This window comes from Streptomyces sp. WAC05374 (assembly GCF_004353505.1).
Classification (GTDB): domain Bacteria; phylum Actinomycetota; class Actinomycetes; order Streptomycetales; family Streptomycetaceae; genus Streptomyces.
The window spans coordinates 108,030-124,125 of sequence record NZ_SMNQ01000004.1 but is presented as its reverse complement, the minus strand read 5'-3'; the positions used below and the strand labels follow the sequence as shown (position 1 = coordinate 124,125).

The window sequence follows — 16,096 nt, the reverse complement described above, 5'->3', positions numbered from 1 at the left end:
GCCACCACGAGCCCTCAGCCGCCGCCGGAAGCGGACGCCCGCGGGATGCGGACGCCCGCCGGAAGCGGACGCCCGCCGCATCCCCGGCGCGCACCCCCTACCGCACGGCTACCGGCTGGAGGCGACCACCGGGTAGTGGTCCGAGAGGTTGGTGTACGTGTACTGCGTGCCCCAGCTCGAGACCGTCCAGGGCGCGCTCTGCTCCTTGATCACCTCGTTCGTCCAGCCCGCCGGCTTCACATGACCGGCCCGGTGCAGGACGTAGTCGAGGTCCTCCCGGGGGTCGTTCGGGTAGCGCTCGGCGGCGATCGAGTTGTCCCGGGTGTCGAAGGAGTACGGGTGGCCCGTCCGGGCGTCCGCACCCGCCAGCCCCGCGTCGGCGAGCATCGTGGCGTACTCGGCGCTGTGGGAGTCCACGTTGAAGTCGCCCGCCACCAGCACCTGCTCGGACGCGGGGATGTTCTTGGCGTCCAGGAAGGCGTCCATCGCCTTGAACTGGCGGCTGCGCATCTGAGCCGCCTCGCCGCTGTCGCACCCCGGGTCGGTCGACTGGGCGTGCGTACCGACCACGTGGACGCGGGAGCCGTTCACGTCGAGCACCGCGTAGACGAAGCCCTTGTTGGAGTACCAGTCGGCCCCGCAGGCGTCCTTGTAGACGTACTGCTCCTTGCGGATGATCGGCCACTTGCTGAGCACGGTGACCCCGCCGTCCTCCGGCGTCGTGGCGGAGTACGCGCCGCTCGTGGCGTCCCACCCCGTCTTGCCGCGCCCCATCACCGGCGTCTGGTACGGGTACTGGGAGGCGGCGTTGCGCATGAGCGCGTCGGAGGCGCCGTTGTCGAAGGCCTCCTGGAGCACCACCACGTCCTGCCCCCGGAAGAACGCCGCCGCCGGTATCTCCTTCGCCCGGTGGTCCTGCCCCCAGTTCGGGTACAGCGTCTTGCTGAACAGGAACGCGTTGTACGAGAGCACCTTCAGCGCCGGCGTTCCGGCCGCGCTCGCGGCGCCGGCCTCGGCGGCCGGGGCGGCCGGGGCCGTGGCGGCGACGGCCGCGGCGGCGAGCACGGTGGAGAGGGCGGCGGACAGCGCGGTGGACAGGCCGGTGCGCTTCGGGGATCGCGGCACGGAAACTCCAGAGGGAGGCGGGGGGTTGGACATCGCGCGGCACATCAAATCAGCCACGGTTACTTTCGGGTAGCCATCGCGTGCAGGGAATCTTGCGGACCTCGGTCGACCACACGAACATGTCCGCGGCGGATACTGGGACCATGAGCACGTCCTCCGCCCCGCCCGACCCTGTACCGCCCCCGCCCGGCGGAGTCCTCTGGAGCCTCGCGGGCGACATCCGGGGCCTGCTGATGCTCCCCGCCGCCTTCACCCTCCAGGTCGCCCACCCCGCCGTCGGCGCCGGCGTCGACGAGCACTCCGTCTTCCGCACCGACCCGTGGGGCCGCGGTGAGCGCTCCCTGCGCTCGGTCCAGCTATGGGTGTACGGAGGCGAGGCCGCCGCCGAGGAAGGGCGCCGGCTGCGCAGGCTCCACGCGACCATCCAGGGCACCGACACCCGGGGCCGCCCGTACCACGCGCTCACCCCCGCGAACTACGCCTGGGTCCACGCCACCGGCTTCCCCGTCTACCACCACGCCATCCGCTACCTGATCCGGCCCCTGAGCGAGGAGCAGGAGCGCCGGCTCTACGCCGAGTGGCTCCAGGTCGGCCGTGTCCTCGGCATCCACGACCGCGACATGCCCCCGACGATCGAGGAGTTCTGGCCCTACTACCGCAAGGTCCTCGACGAGGAGATCGAGGCCACCGCCGTCGCCCGCGAACTCGTCTCCGCCGACGTCCCGTTGCCCCCCTTCGACCGCGGACCGCTGCCGCTGCGGCTCCTGATGCGCGCCTTCTGGCCGGTCCTGCTCCCGCCGTTCGCGCGCTTCCGCCGCTTCCTGACCATTGGCCTGATGCCGCCGGACGCGCGGGAGGCGATCGGCCTGGAGTGGACCGACCAGCAGGAGCGCAGGCTGCGCCGCTTCGGAGGGGTCGTCCGGGTCGTCGTCCCCGCGCTCCCCGAGCGGCTGCGCTACCTCCCGCTCGCCCGTGAGGCCCGGCGGCGCCACCGGCTCACCCAGCGGGGCCGAGGGGCCCGCGCAGCCCGCCCCGGGCGATGACGTCCGCGTACCAGCGCGCGCTGTCCTTCGGCGTACGCCGCTGCGACGCGAAGTCCACGTGCACGATGCCGAACCGCTTGCCGTAGCCGTACGCCCACTCGAAGTTGTCCAGCAGCGACCACAGGAAGTAGCCCCGCACGTCCACCCCGTCCGCGAGGGCGCGGTGCACCGCCGCCAGGTGCGCGTGGAGGTAGGCGACCCGCTCCGGGTCGTGCACCTCGCCCGAGGGGTCGGCGTAGTCGTCGTACGCCGCCCCGTTCTCCGTCACCATCAGCGGCACCCCGGGCAGCTCGTCCCGCAGCCGGCTCAGCAGCTCGTACAGCCCCTCCGCGTCCACCGGCCAGTCCATCGCCGTCCGGGGCCCCGGCGCCGGCACGAACCGGACATGGGGCTCGGCGCCCGGCCACGGGGACGGCGCCCCGGACGCGCCCGCCGCGACCACCGTGGGGGAGTAGTAGTTGATGCCCAGCGAGTCGACCGGCGCGGAGGTCACCTCCAGGTCCCCGTCGCGCACGAAGGACCAGTCCGTCAGGGCCGCCGTGTCCCGGACCAGGTCCTCCGGCAGGCGCCCGTGGAAGACCGGGTCCAGGAAGATCCGGTTGCCCAGCGCGTCCACCCGCCGCGCCGCGTCCCGGTCCTCCTCCGCGTCCGAGAGGGCGCGCACCGCGTGCAGGTTGAGCGTCAGCGAGACCTCGGCGGACGGCGGCAGGGCGGCCCGCAGCACCTGGACGGCCCGCCCGTGCGCCAGGTTCAGGTGGTGCGCGGCGCGCAGTGCGGCGGCCGGCTCCGTACGGCCCGGGGCGTGCTCGCCCGACGCGTACCCGAGGAACGCGGCGCACCACGGTTCGTTCAGCGTCGTCCACGTGGCCACCCGGTCGCCCAGCGCGCCGGCCACGAGCTCCGCGTACGCGGCGAACCGCTCCGCCGTCTCGCGCTGCGGCCAGCCGCCCGCGTCCTCCAGCTCCTGCGGCAGGTCCCAGTGGTAGAGGGTGGCGACCGGCCGGATGTCGGCGGCCAGCAGCTCGTCGACGAGCCGGCGGTAGAAGTCCAGGCCCTTCTGGACCGCCGGGCCCCGCCCCGTCGGCTGCACGCGCGGCCACGCCACGGAGAACCGGTAGTCCGTCACGCCCAGGTCCTTCATCAGGGCGACGTCCTCGGTCATCCGGTGGTAGTGGTCGGCCGCGATGTCACCGGTGTCGCCGTTGCGGACCCTGCCCGGCGTGCGGCTGAAGGTGTCCCAGATGGACGGCGTGCGGCCGTCCTCGTCGGCGGCGCCCTCGATCTGGTACGCGGCCGTGGCCGTGCCCCAGCGGAACGCGGCCGGAAAGGCGAGCTCGGTCATGAGACTCCCAACGAAGGAGGGTGGAAGGAAGGGGGGTGGAGCGCGGGCGTCAGCCCTTGACGGCGCCCTGCATGATGCCGCCGACGATCTGCCGGCCCAGCAGCCCGAAGACCAGCAGCACGGGGAGCGTGCCCAGCAGGGTGCCCGCCATGATCACGGACTGGTCGTTCACGTAACCGCCGCCGAGCTGGCGCAGCGCGACCTGCACGGTCGGGTTCTGCGAGGACAGCGCGACGACCGGCCAGAAGAAGTCGTTCCAGGCCGCCATGAAGGTCAGCAGTCCCAGGACCGCCATGCCCGGCCGGGCGATCGGCACGACGATCGACCAGAAGATCCTCGCGGAGGAGGCCCCGTCCACCCGCGCCGCCTCGATCAGCTCGTCCGGCAGCGCCTGCACCAGGAACTGCCGCATGAAGAAGACGCCGAAGGCCGACACCAGACCGGGCAGGATCACCGACTGGAGCCGGTTCACCCACTCCAGCTCCGCGATCACCATGAACAGCGGGATCACGCCCAACTGCGGCGGGATCATCATCGTGCCCACGGTGACCGCCAGCAGCGCGCCCCGGCCGCGGAAGCGCAGCTTGGCGAAGGCGAACCCGGCCAGGGTGCAGCACAGCACCGTGCCGACCGTGATGGACCCCGAGACGATCAGGGAGTTGACCAGGGCCGTGCCGATGTCGGCCTCCTCCATCACGGCCTCGAAGTTCCGCATCAGGTTGGGGCCGGGGAGCAGGGACGGGGGCACCTTCGCCAGGTCGGCGTTGGAGCGGCTGGCGGCCACGATCGTCCAGTAGAACGGGAAGGCGGAGACCAGCACGGCGACGACGAGGATCGCGTACGCCACCCTGCCGCCGTGCAGGGTGCGCCCGGCGCGGCGCGTACTCATCGGCCGGCCTCCTTACGGGAACGACGGCGCGCGATCAGGGCGTTGACCCCCACCAGCACCAGGATCAGCAGGAACATCACCCAGGCGATGGCCGCGGCCCGGCCCAGGTGGAAGAAGCCCCAGCCCTGCTCGTACAGGTAGAGCCCGAGCGTCTGGTACTGGTGCGAGATGCCGCCCGAGACCGATCCCTCGAACAGCAGCGGCTCCCCGAAGAGCTGGGTGGCGCCGATCGTCGAGACGACGGCCGTGAACACGATGGTCGGACGCAGGCCCGGCAGGGTGACGTGGAAGAACTGCCGCCACCGCGATGCCCCGTCCATCTCCGCCGCCTCGTACAGCTCGCTCGGGATGGACTGCATGCCCGCGAGGTAGATCAGCGCGTTGTAGCCGGTCCAGCGCCAGACGACGATCGTCGACACGGCGATCTGGGAGGCGAGCGTGTTGGTCTGCCAGTCCACCGGGCCGATCCCGACCAGCCCCAGCACGTAGTTGACGAGCCCGAAGTCCCGGCCGAAGAGCTGCGCGAAGACCAGTGTCGCGGCGGCGACGGACGTGGCGTACGGCAGCAGCATCGCCGTGCGGAAGAACGTCCGCCCGCGCAGCTTGTAGTTGAGCAGGTGGGCCAGGCCCAGGGCCATCACGAGCTGGGGGACCGTGGAGATGATCCCGATGGTGAACGTGTTGCGCAGCGAGATCCAGAAGAACTCGTCGGTGAACACGGCGGCGTAGTTGCCGAGGCCCCGCCACTCCATGTCGCCGGGGGTCTGGAGCTCGACGCGGTAGAGCGACACGAACGCCGTGTAGATCAGCGGGAAGAGGCCGAAGGCGGCGAAGAGGGTGAAGAACGGGGCGAGGTACGCGTACGGCGAGACGGCCCGCCACACGCGGTGCGCCCGGCGTGGCGGGCCCGCCGGCGGGAGCCGCCGCCCAGCGGCTGCCGTTCCTTGCGGAGCGGTGAGGGTCACGGTGCGGCCCTTCGAAGGTCGGTGCGGACGTGGACGTGGTGCGGCGGCCCGGGCGGGCCGGTCCCCTGCGGCCCACCTCCCGCGGGTGGGCCGCCCGCGGGAGGGGGAGCACGGTGGTGGCGGGGGCGTCAGCCCGTGACGTTCTCGACGCCCTTCCTGGCGTTGGACCACGCCTTGTCCGGTGACGTCCCCTTCCGCTCCACCTCGCTCAGGGCGTTGGTGATCTGGTCCGCGACGCTCTTGTCGTGGACGCCGAGCACCTGGACCGGGGCCGCCTTGGCGGCGTCACCGAAGATCCGGCCGATCGGGGCGCCCGAGAAGTACGGGTCCTGGGCGCCGGCGACCTTGGCGATGGCGCCCGTGGAGGAGGGGAAGTTGCCCTGCTTCTCGAAGAGCCTGGCCTGCTGTTCCGGCGCCGTGAGCCACTGGATCAGCTCGTACGCCTCCTTCTTGTGCTTGGCCGCCCGGGGGATGCTCAGGTACGAGCCGCCCCAGTTGCCCGCGCCGCCCGGCAGCTTGGCGATGTCCCACTTGTCCTTGCCGGCCTCACCGGCCTGGCCCTTGATGTACCCGAGCATCCAGGCGGGGCAGGGGATGGTGGCGAACGACCCGGCGGCGAACGCCTGGTTCCACTGCGGGGACCACTGGTCCAGCTTGGCGCTCAGCCCGTCCTCCGCGGCCTGCGCGGCGGTGTCCCAGGCGGTCTTGACGGCGGGGTTCGACTCGTAGATCAGCTTGCCGGAGGCGTCGTAGTACCGCTCCTCCTCCTGCCCGATCATGATGGTGAACAGGCTGCCCACGCTGTCCAGCCAGGCGCTCTTGGCGGGCGCCTTGGCCTTGTACTGCTTGCCGAGCTCCAGGTAGCCGTCCCAGGTGGCCCACTTCTTCGCCAGCTCGGTGCGGTCCGTCGGCAGGCCGGCCTGCTGGAAGAGGTCCGTGCGGTAGCACATGGCCTCGGGGCCGACGTCGGTGCCGAGCCCCAGCACCTTGCCGTCCTTGGTCGTGGCCGCCGACCACTTCGCCTCGGCGAACTCGCCCTTCAGCTTGTCCGCGCCGTACTTCGTCAGGTCCTCGAACCTGTCCGCCTGCGCCTGTGTGACGGAGGCGATGCGGCCGACCTCGATCGCCTGTACGTCGGCGAGTCCGCCCCCGCCGGCGAGGCGGGTCTGGAGGGACTTCCAGTAGTCCTGTTCGTCCTCCGTGTCCGTCTGCTTGATCTTGATCCCGGGGTGCAGCTTCTCGTACTCGGCGTAGAGTCCCGCCTCCTTGTAGCCGAAGGAGCCGAAGAGGTCCACGGTCAGCGTGACCGTGCCGTCGGACGCCTCGTCGGAGGCGCCGGACCCGCAGGCGGCGAGCAGGGCCCCGGTGAGCGCGAGCGCACCGAGTCGGACGGCGGCCCTTCTGGCGCTGGTGGCTCGGGCGATGGGCATGGGAAGGCTCCTTGGCTTCGGGGGCGGCGGTGCGGCGGGTCCAGCGTGCTGAGAGCGCTCTCAAGAAGATGCTCAGGAGCGTGCCTCCCGCACCCCTGCCCCGTCAAGACTCGAACACATAACGGCTGCCGGGGCCATCAACTCCCGTCTGTGTCACCTGTATTGACAGTCCTGTTTCAGGAGTTTTACGTTCCAGGCACCTGAGAGCGCTCTCGAATCGCTCTCCCGCCATCCCCGCCCCACTCCTCCACACCGATCCGAGGTGCCGACATGCCATCCCCCCGCACCGGACCACCCCCACACGCCGGACCAGCCGCCGTGCTCCTCGTCACCGCCCTGGCCGCCCTCGGCCTCACCGCCACCACCGCGTCCCCCGCCGCGGCGGCCACCGTCCCCGTCGGGACCGGCAGCTACTCCGACACCCGTCCCCCCGGAACCTCCGGCCCCACCACCAACACCGGCACCCCCGTCACCCCCAAGCTCACCCCCGCCGCCCAGGGCAAGCCGGTGCCCACCAACGACTGGTGGTCCTCGCTCGCGTTCCAGCGGTACGGCGACAACCCCTGGTCCACCCCCATGTACGGCCACCCGCTCACCTACCAGGCCACCGCCGCCGGCCTGGACATCGGCTACCCGACCACGCCCGCCGTCGTCGGCGACGGCAGACAGTACGAGTACGCCCACAAACGCGACCTCACCCTCGGGCTCACCGGGCTGAACTCGCCCGACACCAAGGCCGACGCCTGGTCCGACTGGACCGTCACCCCCTACTGGTCGGACGGCGCCCGTACGCTCCGGACGACCATCGGCCACGGGTCGCCGTTCGTGTACGCCAAGGGCACGGGCGGCGACGCCCGGATCACCACGGCGAGCGCCCCCACCGTCTTCGCCGACCAGGGCAACGTCCTCGGCATCACCGTCGCGGGCCACCACTACGCCCTGTTCGCCCCCACCGGCACCGACTGGACGGTCTCCGGCTCCACGCTGACGGCCGGGCTCGGCGGCAAGGACTACTTCTCCGTCGCCGTCCTGCCCTCGCCGGACGCGCTCGCCACGTACCGGACGTACGCCTACAGCTTCGTCACCGGCTCCAAGGTCACCTGGAGCTCCACCGGAGGCACGGTCAGGGCCACCTACACCCTGACCACCCAGCCCCAGGAGGGCAGCCAGACCGGCACCCTCCAGGCGCTCTACCGGCACCAGTGGCTGCACACCACGGACCCGCTCACCGCGTACACCTACGTCTCACCGCGCGGCACCATGAAGGTCCGCGCGTCCACCACCTTCACCACCAGCCAGAAGGCCGCCGCCGTCCTGCCCGGGCTGCCGAAGTCCTCCGGCGCCGACCCCGCCCGGCTGCGCGGCTACCTGAACGAGGTGGTGAACGCCCCCGACCCGTTCTCCGGCGCCACCGACACGTACTGGACCGGCAAGGCCCTCGGCCGCCTGGCGCAGCTCGTGCCCCTGGCCGACCAGATCGGCGAGACGGCCACGCGTGACAGGCTGCTCGGCCTGATGAAGGGACGGCTCCAGGACTGGTTCACGGCGGGCGGGGCGAACGAGTTCTCCTACGACCGCGCCTGGAAGACGCTGACGGGCTACCCGGCCTCGTACGGCAGCGACACCGAGCTCAACGACCACCACTTCCACTACTCGTACTACGTCTACGCCGCCGCGATCGTCGCCCAGTACGACCCGGCCTGGGCCGCCGACTCGGCCTGGGGCGGCATGGTGAAGACGCTGGTGCGCGACGCCGCCAACCCCAGCCGCACCGACACGGCCTTCCCGTTCCTGCGGGGCTTCGACGTGTACGCGGGCCATAGCTGGGCCTCCGGCCACCAGGGCTTCGCGGCCGGCAACAACCAGGAGTCGTCGTCGGAGTCCACCAACCTCAGCGCGGGACTGGTCCTGTGGGGCTCGGCCACCGGTGACACCGCCCTGCGCGACCTGGGCGTGTACCTGCTGACGACCGAGGCGGAGGCGATCGCCCAGTACTGGTTCGACGCCGACCAGCAGGTCTTCCCGGCCTCCTTCGGGCACGACACGGCCGGCATGGTGTGGGGGAGCGGCGCCGCGTACGCCACCTGGTGGACCGCCAACCCCGAGGAGATCCACGGCATCAACGTCCTGCCGGTGACCGGTGGGTCGCTGCACCTGGGCGGCGAGAAGGCGGCCATCCGCCGCAACATCACCGAGATGGAGCGCGAGAACGGCGGCCCGGCCGTCGAGTGGCGCGACATCCTCTGGGAGTTCCAGTCGCTCGCCGACCCCGCGGCCGCCAAGGCGAAGTGGGACGCGGGCCACGCCTCCTACACCCCGGAGGCCGGCGAGTCGAAGGCGCACACCTACCACTGGATCGGCACGCTGGACGCCCTCGGGGCGCCCGACGCGACCGTCACCGGTGACATCCCCACCTCGGCCGTCTTCACCAAGGGCACGGTACGGACGTACGCCGCCCACAACCACGGCTCCACCGCCCGCACGGTGACGTTCTCCGACGGCGCGAAGCTCACCGTCCCGGCGCGCTCGACCGCCACGGGCACCGGCACCGGCGGCGACCCGGGCGACCCCGGCGACCCGGGGCCCTCCACCGGCGACACCTTCCAGCTCCGCACCGGAGGCACCCTCACCACCGCCACGGGCGCGGCGGCCGGCAGCGACACCATCGCCTCGGCGGGCGGCGCCAACCACGACGGCACCCCGTACCAGCCGCTGGTCTACGAGGCCAGGGGCGTCAACGGCACCCTGAAGGCGGGCGGCGCCACCGCCTTCCGGCTCCAGGTCGACGCGGGGACCACGGTGGGCCTGGGCCAGCAGGCCCGGGTGAGCTACGACCTGACCGGCGACGGGACGTTCGACCGGACGGAGACGTACCACTACTACGCGACCGACCCGGTGGCCGGGTGGGAGGAGTACACCCAGGGGCGCGGGCTGAAGGCGGCGACCGGCACGCTGGGCGACCTCAGGGGCGGCACCGTGCGCCTGGAGGTCTGGCACGCCATCGGCAACGGCACGGCGAGGCTCCAGACCGGTACCGACCGGTCCGTGCTCGTCATCCCGTACGGCTGAGCATTCCCGGCCTCAGGCCGACGCCCGCCGCACCAGTTCCGTAGGAGTGATCACCGAGCCCGGGGCGCCGCCCGCCCCGGGCTCGCCCTCCTGCGCGTTCAGGACCCGCATCAGCAGCCGGACCATCAGCCGGCCCATCCCCTCGATGTCCTGGCGGACCGTCGTCAGCGGCGGGTCGGTGGCCTCCGCGATGGACCGCATGTCGTCGAAGCCGACGAGCGCCACGTCCTGCGGCACCCGCAGCCCCCGCTCGCGCAGCACGCGCAGGGCACCCGACGCCATCAGGTCGTTGGCGGCGAACACGGCGTCCAGGTCCGGCCGCTGCTGAAGCAGCTCGGCCATCGCGCGGGCGCCGCTCTCCTCGGTGAAGTCGCCCTGCGCGATCAGCCCGGGGCCGGCGTCCAGCAGGACGTCCCGGTAGCCGTCGATGCGGTCCATCGCGGACGTCTGGTCGGGCGGCCCGGCGATGTGCGCGACGCGCTCGCGCCCCAGCGCCAGCAGGTGCCGCACCGCCTCCCGGGCGCCGCCCCGGTTGTCGCAGTCGACGTACGGCACGGTGAGCCCGGTCGTCGCGCCCGGCCAGCCGGGCCGCCCGCCGAACACCGCGGGCACCTGCGCCCGCCGGATGATGGAGGGCAGCTCGTCGTCGTTGTGCACGGAGAAGGCGAGCGCCCCGTCGACGTGGCCGCCGCCCAGGTACCTGCCGATCCGGTCGTACTCGCCCGGCCCCTCCACCCACAACAGCACGAGCTGCGAGTCGTGCGCCGTCAGCTCACGGCTGATGCCCCGCACCTGCTGCTCGAAGAACGGGTCGGAGAACACCCGGAACTCCGGCTCCGCGATGATCACCGCCACCGCGCCGTTGCGCCGCGTCACCAGCGTGCGGGCCGCGTGGTTCGGGACGTAGCCGAGCTCCTCCACCGCCCGGCGCACCTTGTCCACCAGCGGCTGGCGGACCCCCGCGCCGCCGTTGACGACGCGCGAGGCCGTCGCCCGCGAGACCCCGGCACGGGCCGCGACGGCCTCCAGGGTGGGGCGGGAGCCGGGGGCCGGATCGGGCATGGGGGACAAGGGAGCTCCTCGGCGGCGGCGAAACCTGTGTACAGGAGCAGCGTAGCCGGTCGGCCGATCTTCTGAGAGCGCTCTCTCAAGCCATCGGAGAACACCGCCGCCCCGGCGGCCCGGGGCGGCGGCGCCCACGGTCAGTGGCCGTGGCCGTCACCGTGCTGATCGTGGTCGTGGACCGTGTTCGTCGCGGCGATCTTCTTCCACGACTTCGGCTGGACCGGCTGGACCGGCTGCGAGCGGGCGATACGGGCCCCGGCGGCCGCCGGGGCGGCGGGCTTCGAGGGCTGGTACAGCCAGGTGTCGAAGAGGGCCGCGAGGGGCTTGCCCGAGACGCGCTCGGCGTACTTCACGAAGTCGGACACCTTCGCGTTGCCGTACGCGTGCTCGGCCGGCCAGCCCTTGAGGAGGGCGAAGAAGTCCTCGTCGCCGATCTCGTTGCGCAGCGCCTGGAGCGCCAGGGCGCCCCGGTCGTAGACGGCGATGTCGAACTGCTTGTCCGGGCCCGGGTCGCCCGGCTTGACCGTCCAGAACGGGTCGTCGGCCGCCCGCGTGGCGTACACGTAGTCCGCCAGCTCCTGTGCCGTGCCCTCGCCCTCCTTCTCCGACCACAGCCACTGGCTGTAGCGGGCGAAGCCCTCGTTGATCCAGATGTCCTTCCAGCGGTCCACCGACACGCTGTCGCCGTACCACTGGTGCGCCAGCTCGTGCACGACCACCGAGACGTTCGCGCCGTTGGCGAACTGGCGCGGGCTGTAGAACGGCCGCGTCTGCGTCTCCAGCGCGTAGCCGCTGGTCACGTTGGGGACGTAACCACCCAGCGCGTTGAAGGGGTACGGCCCGAAGACCTCCTCCAGCCACTCGGCTACCTCGGCCGTGCGCTCGATGCTGGCCCGTGCCGCGCCCGCGTTGCCGCCGAGGTCCTTGCTGTACGCGTTGAGGACGGGCAGCCCCTTGTCGGTCTTGTCCGTCGTGATGTCGAACTTGCCGACGGCGAGCGTGGCGAGGTACGTCGCCTGGGGCTTGTCGGAGCGCCAGTTGAAGCGCGTCCAGCCCAGCCGCGACGACTGCGACGTCAGGACGCCGTTGCTGATGGCCTGGGTCCCGTCCGGGACGGAGACCGATATGTCGAACGTCGCCTTGTCCAGGGGGTGGTCGTTGGAAGGGAACCACCACACGGCCGAGTCCGGCTCCTGCGCCGCGACACCGCCGTCGGGCGTGCGGTGCCAGGCGGTCCAGCCGCCTATCTTCAGCTCGGACGGCTTGCCCGCGTACCGTACGACGACCGACACCGCCCGGTTCTTCGCCAGCGGCGCCGCCGGGGTGACCTCCAGCTCGTGGTCCCCGGTGGCCGTGAAGCGCGCCTTCTTGCCGTTCACCCGCACCTCGGTGGCCTTCAGGCCGAGGTCGAGGTTGAACCGGGACAGGTTCTGCGTGGTGGTGGCGATGATCGTCGCCGTACCCTCCAGCAGGTCGGTCTCCGGCTGGTACTTCAGGCGCAGGTCGTAGTGGGACACGTCGTACCCGCCGTTGCCGCTGGCCGGGTAGTAGGGGTCGCCGATGCCCGGTGCGCCCGGGGCGTAGTCGGCCGCCGATGCCGGGATCGCCAGCAGCAGCGAGGCCGCGAGTGCGCTCGGGACGATCAGTCTGCGGTGCACGTCAAGCTCTCCAAGTCGTGTGGACGGAAGATCTCTTGAAGGCTATTCAGCCGCTCCCGCCACAGTCATGTCCATGGCCCCACCTGTCACATGATCGCCATTCAGCCGCCATGAACGGACGCCGTCCCCTCCGCCCCACCGGCCGCTCCTGCCCGCCCGACGCCCTCTGTCGCACGGGAGTTGACCGGTGTACCTTCCGCTCCCATGCCGATACGTGCGCGGAGCAGAATCCTCGTGGGAGCGGCCACCGCCGCCCTGATGTCCGCCCTGGTGCCGCAGGCGAGCGCGACCAGCGCCCCCGCCCGCGAGTCCCGTCCGATCTACTCGTACGACAGGGCCGTCCGCGAGTCCGTCTGGGTCGACACCGGCCTCGACGGTGACCGCGACGGACGCGGCGACCGTGTCGCCGTCGACATCGTCCGGCCGCGCGAGGCGGCGGACCGCGGCCGCAAGGTTCCCGTGATCATGGACGCCAGCCCCTACTACGCCTGCTGCGGGCGCGGCAACGAGAGCCAGAGGAAGACGTACGACGCGGACGGCGACCCGGTCGGGTTCCCGCTGTACTACGACAACTACTTCGTGCCGCGCGGATACGCCTTCGTCGCCGTCGACTTGGCCGGAACCAGTCGCTCGGACGGGTGCAGCGACGTCGGCGGCCCCTCCGACGTCCGCAGTGCCAAGGCCGTCGTCGACTGGCTGAACGGCCGGGGCCGCGGCTACACGACCCGCACCGGCGCCGAACGCGCCCACGCGACCGACTGGTCCACCGGCGACACCGGCATGATCGGCAAGAGCTGGGACGGCACCGTCGCCAACGGGGTCGCCGCCACCGGTGTCGAGGGCCTGAAGACCGTCGTCCCGATCGGCGCCATCTCCTCCTGGTACGACTACTACTTCGCCGAGGGCGCACCGCTCTACGACTCCGGCCCCGACTGGCTCTCCCGCTACGTCAACAGCCCCGACGCCCGCGCCCGCTGCGCCCACGTCCAGCAGCGCCTCGTCGACGGCGCCCCGCGCACCGGCGACTGGACGCCGCTGTGGGACGAGCGCGACCACGTCAAGGACGCGCACAAGGTGACGGCCAGCGTCTTCGTCGTCCACGGGCAGCAGGACCTCAACGTCCGCGCCAAGCACTTCGGCCAGTGGTGGGACGCCCTCGCGGAGAACGGCGTCGAGCGCAAGATCTGGCTCTCGCAGACCGGCCACGTCGACCCCTTCGACTTCCGCCGCGCCGACTGGGTGCGCACCCTGCACCGCTGGTTCGACCACCACCTGCTCGGCTACGACAACGGCATCGACCGCGAACCGATGGCCGACATCGAGCGCGCCCCCGACCAGTGGTCCACCGACCGCGTCTGGCCGCCCCGCACCACCGCCCGCACCACGCTGCGCCCCGGCACGGGCGCGGCTCCCGGCGTCGGCACCCTCCGTCTCACCCCGCCCCGGCCCGGCGCGACGGAGACGTTCACCGACGACCCGGCGCTGGACGAGCTCGACTGGGCGGCGCACGCCGACGCGCCGACCCCGGCCAAGGCGGGCTTCATCTCCCGCCCCCTCACCCGCGACCTGAGGCTCTCCGGCTCCTCCACCGTCACCGTCACCGCCACCCCGGACACCACCAGCGCGCACCTGTCGGCGGTCCTCGTCGACCTGGGCCCCGACACCATCCGCGACTACGGCGCCGCCGGCGAAGGCATCACCACCCTGACCGAGCGCACCTGCTGGGGCGCGAGCACCGCCGGCGACAGCGCCTGCTACAAGGAGACCGAGGCCAGGACGGCCGACGTCGGCTTCACCGTCTTCAGCCGGGGCTGGGCCGACCTCGGCAACTGGGCCGACGCCCGCCAGGGCCGCCCCCTCACCCCCGGCAAGCCCCACACCATCACCCTGGACCTCGCCGCCACCGACCACGTCGTGCCGGCCGGCCACCGGCTCGCCCTCATCGTCGGCGGCACCGACCGGTACCTCATCGACCCGCCCGCGTCCCGGCCCACCCTCACCCTCGACCTGACCCGTACCCGGGCCTCGCTGCCCCTCGTCGGCGGCGCCCCCGCGTTCCTCCGTGCCACCAGCGGTACCGTGCACCCGGCTGCCCCGCGCACCGCCCCGGCCGCCGGCGTCACCGCCCCGCGTCCCGTCCCGCCGATCCCCGGAGGCAGCACCCGATGACCCCGCGCACCGCCCGCTTCCGCGCCCTCGCGGTGACCGTCACCGCCGCCGCCCTCGCCCTCCCGCTGATCACCGCCCCGGCCCAGGCCGCGCCCACGCCGCCGCCCCGCACCGGCTTCGAGACCAGCAACGGCGCCCGCTGGACCGGCGAGGCCGAGGAGGAACGATTCCTCGCCGCCGTGGACCGCGCCCACCCCCATGTGTCCACGACCCGCGTCGGCACCACCCGGCAGGGCCGCCCCCTCCGGCTCGTCCGGATCTCGACCGCCCCCACGCCGCACACCCTGCTCCTCATCTGCAGCCAGCACGGCGACGAACCCTCCGGCCGCGAGGCCTGCCTGTCCACCGTCCGCGACCTCGCGTACGCCCAGGACCGCGAAACCCGGCGCTTCCTCGCCCGTACCACCGTCCTCGTCGTCCCCACCGCCAACCCCGACGGCCGCGCCGCCGACACCCGGGGCAACGCCGACGGCGTCGACATCAACCGCGACCACATCGCCCTCAGGACCGCTGAGGGCCGCGCCCTGGCGGCCGTGCTCCGCGACCACCGGCCCGACGTCGTGTACGACCTGCACGAGTACGGCGCCACCCCGCCCTACTACGACAAGGACCTGCTCTCCCTCTGGCCGCGCAACCCCAACACCGGCACCCAGGTGCACGACGAGGCGCACACCCTCTCCGAGAGGTACGTCCGCCCCACCGCCGAGCGGGCCGGCTTCGACAGCGGCGTCTACGGCATCTGGACCGACCCCGTCACCGGAGAGCCCGTCAAACAGGTCGCGGGCGACGGCCAGGAACGCATCCTGCGCAACACGGCGGGCATCAAGCACTCCGTCGGCCTCCTCGTCGAAACCCGGGTCGACGCCCTGACCGACGAGGAGAGGAAGGACCCGGCCCTCAACAACCGGCGCCGCGTGGACAGCCAGCTCGCCGCCCTGGACGGGCTCTTCGCGTACGCCGGCGAGCGGCGCGGCGCCATCGGGGCGGCCACCACGACCGCCCGGCTGGCCGGACTGCGCGACCGGGGCCCGGTGCATCTGGGCGGCGCCGACAACGATCCGCCCGAACCCGCCGAAACCCTCCAGGACCCGCCCTGCGGCTACCGCCTGAGCCCCGCCCAGTACGACGGGGTCAGGGACGAACTGGCGCTGCACGGCGTGGCCGTCCGCCGGGACGGCGACGGGGCCTTCGTACCCCTGCGGCAGCCCCTGCGCGCCCTGGTACCGCTGCTCCTCGACACACGGGCGGCCTATCACCTGACAGAAGGGGAGCCGGTCGACGTCTGTTGATCCCGGGATAGGTGTGCATGGCGTGGTAGGGGGTAGGGGGAGCCAAATCAGG

Annotated in this window: 11 protein-coding genes; 4 read left to right on the top strand and 7 right to left on the bottom strand. The window is 72.4% G+C overall.

Annotated features, from left to right (window positions below):
• Positions 1-108: 108 nt before the first annotated feature.
• Positions 109-1,170: a sphingomyelin phosphodiesterase gene (sph, locus tag E2B92_RS10895; protein WP_399431279.1), complete on the bottom strand. Its 1,062-nt coding sequence runs from the start codon at positions 1,168-1,170 to the stop codon at positions 109-111.
• A 98-nt stretch (positions 1,171-1,268) separates the two neighbouring features.
• Between sph and E2B92_RS10890 the strand changes: the two genes are divergently transcribed.
• The gene (locus tag E2B92_RS10890) at positions 1,269-2,168 is read left to right on the top strand and encodes an oxygenase MpaB family protein (protein WP_126884579.1); all 900 of its coding nucleotides are present in this window, start codon (positions 1,269-1,271) and stop codon (positions 2,166-2,168) included.
• Here E2B92_RS10890 and E2B92_RS10885 read toward each other — a convergent pair.
• The 4 genes from E2B92_RS10885 to E2B92_RS10870 all read right to left on the bottom strand — a co-directional run bounded on the left by E2B92_RS10885 (position 2,122) and on the right by E2B92_RS10870 (position 6,794).
• The gene (locus E2B92_RS10885) at positions 2,122-3,510 is read right to left on the bottom strand and encodes a GH1 family beta-glucosidase (protein ID WP_126884578.1); all 1,389 of its coding nucleotides are present in this window, start codon (positions 3,508-3,510) and stop codon (positions 2,122-2,124) included. The genes E2B92_RS10890 and E2B92_RS10885 overlap by 47 nt on opposite strands.
• Before the next feature lie 49 nt (positions 3,511-3,559).
• Complete coding sequence (locus E2B92_RS10880) at positions 3,560-4,399, bottom strand: carbohydrate ABC transporter permease (protein ID WP_126884577.1); 840 nt, start codon at positions 4,397-4,399, stop codon at positions 3,560-3,562.
• The gene (locus tag E2B92_RS10875; RefSeq protein ID WP_126884576.1) at positions 4,396-5,364 is read right to left on the bottom strand and encodes a carbohydrate ABC transporter permease; all 969 of its coding nucleotides are present in this window, start codon (positions 5,362-5,364) and stop codon (positions 4,396-4,398) included. The genes E2B92_RS10880 and E2B92_RS10875 overlap by 4 nt, the downstream gene beginning before the upstream one ends.
• Positions 5,365-5,492: 128 nt before the next feature.
• The gene (locus tag E2B92_RS10870; RefSeq protein ID WP_126884575.1) at positions 5,493-6,794 is read right to left on the bottom strand and encodes an ABC transporter substrate-binding protein; all 1,302 of its coding nucleotides are present in this window, start codon (positions 6,792-6,794) and stop codon (positions 5,493-5,495) included.
• A 270-nt stretch (positions 6,795-7,064) separates the two neighbouring features.
• On the opposite strand from E2B92_RS10870, the gene E2B92_RS10865 reads away from it, so the two are divergent.
• Positions 7,065-9,863 carry a glycosyl hydrolase gene (locus tag E2B92_RS10865; RefSeq protein WP_133087491.1) on the top strand — a complete coding sequence of 933 codons (2,799 nt, stop codon included), beginning with the start codon at positions 7,065-7,067 and terminating at the stop codon, positions 9,861-9,863.
• A gap of 12 nt (positions 9,864-9,875) precedes the next feature.
• Here E2B92_RS10865 and E2B92_RS10860 read toward each other — a convergent pair whose 3' ends face one another.
• Both E2B92_RS10860 and E2B92_RS10855 read right to left on the bottom strand, forming a co-directional pair.
• Positions 9,876-10,925 carry a LacI family DNA-binding transcriptional regulator gene (locus E2B92_RS10860; protein WP_126889484.1) on the bottom strand — a complete coding sequence of 350 codons (1,050 nt, stop codon included), beginning with the start codon at positions 10,923-10,925 and terminating at the stop codon, positions 9,876-9,878.
• Positions 10,926-11,065: 140 nt separating this feature from the next.
• Positions 11,066-12,586: a M1 family metallopeptidase gene (locus tag E2B92_RS10855; protein WP_126889497.1), complete on the bottom strand. Its 1,521-nt coding sequence runs from the start codon at positions 12,584-12,586 to the stop codon at positions 11,066-11,068.
• A 204-nt stretch (positions 12,587-12,790) separates the two neighbouring features.
• On the opposite strand from E2B92_RS10855, the gene E2B92_RS10850 reads away from it, so the two are divergent.
• Together E2B92_RS10850 and E2B92_RS10845 are read left to right on the top strand one after the other, a co-directional pair.
• The gene (locus tag E2B92_RS10850; RefSeq protein ID WP_133087490.1) at positions 12,791-14,755 is read left to right on the top strand and encodes a Xaa-Pro dipeptidyl-peptidase; all 1,965 of its coding nucleotides are present in this window, start codon (positions 12,791-12,793) and stop codon (positions 14,753-14,755) included.
• The gene (locus E2B92_RS10845) at positions 14,752-16,044 is read left to right on the top strand and encodes a M14 family metallopeptidase (protein ID WP_133087489.1); all 1,293 of its coding nucleotides are present in this window, start codon (positions 14,752-14,754) and stop codon (positions 16,042-16,044) included. Before E2B92_RS10850 ends, E2B92_RS10845 begins: the two co-directional genes overlap by 4 nt.
• Positions 16,045-16,096: the final 52 nt, after the last annotated feature.

Coding starts and splice junctions, on each gene's coding strand:
- sph (WP_399431279.1), bottom strand. CDS start 1,170: ATGTGCCGCGCGATGTCCAACCCCCCGCCTCCCTCTGGAGTTTCCGTG.
- E2B92_RS10890 (WP_126884579.1), top strand. CDS start 1,269: ATGAGCACGTCCTCCGCCCCGCCCGACCCTGTACCGCCCCCGCCCGGC.
- E2B92_RS10885 (WP_126884578.1), bottom strand. CDS start 3,510: ATGACCGAGCTCGCCTTTCCGGCCGCGTTCCGCTGGGGCACGGCCACG.
- E2B92_RS10880 (WP_126884577.1), bottom strand. CDS start 4,399: ATGAGTACGCGCCGCGCCGGGCGCACCCTGCACGGCGGCAGGGTGGCG.
- E2B92_RS10870 (WP_126884575.1), bottom strand. CDS start 6,794: ATGCCCATCGCCCGAGCCACCAGCGCCAGAAGGGCCGCCGTCCGACTC.
- E2B92_RS10865 (WP_133087491.1), top strand. CDS start 7,065: ATGCCATCCCCCCGCACCGGACCACCCCCACACGCCGGACCAGCCGCC.
- E2B92_RS10860 (WP_126889484.1), bottom strand. CDS start 10,925: ATGCCCGATCCGGCCCCCGGCTCCCGCCCCACCCTGGAGGCCGTCGCG.
- E2B92_RS10850 (WP_133087490.1), top strand. CDS start 12,791: ATGCCGATACGTGCGCGGAGCAGAATCCTCGTGGGAGCGGCCACCGCC.
- E2B92_RS10845 (WP_133087489.1), top strand. CDS start 14,752: ATGACCCCGCGCACCGCCCGCTTCCGCGCCCTCGCGGTGACCGTCACC.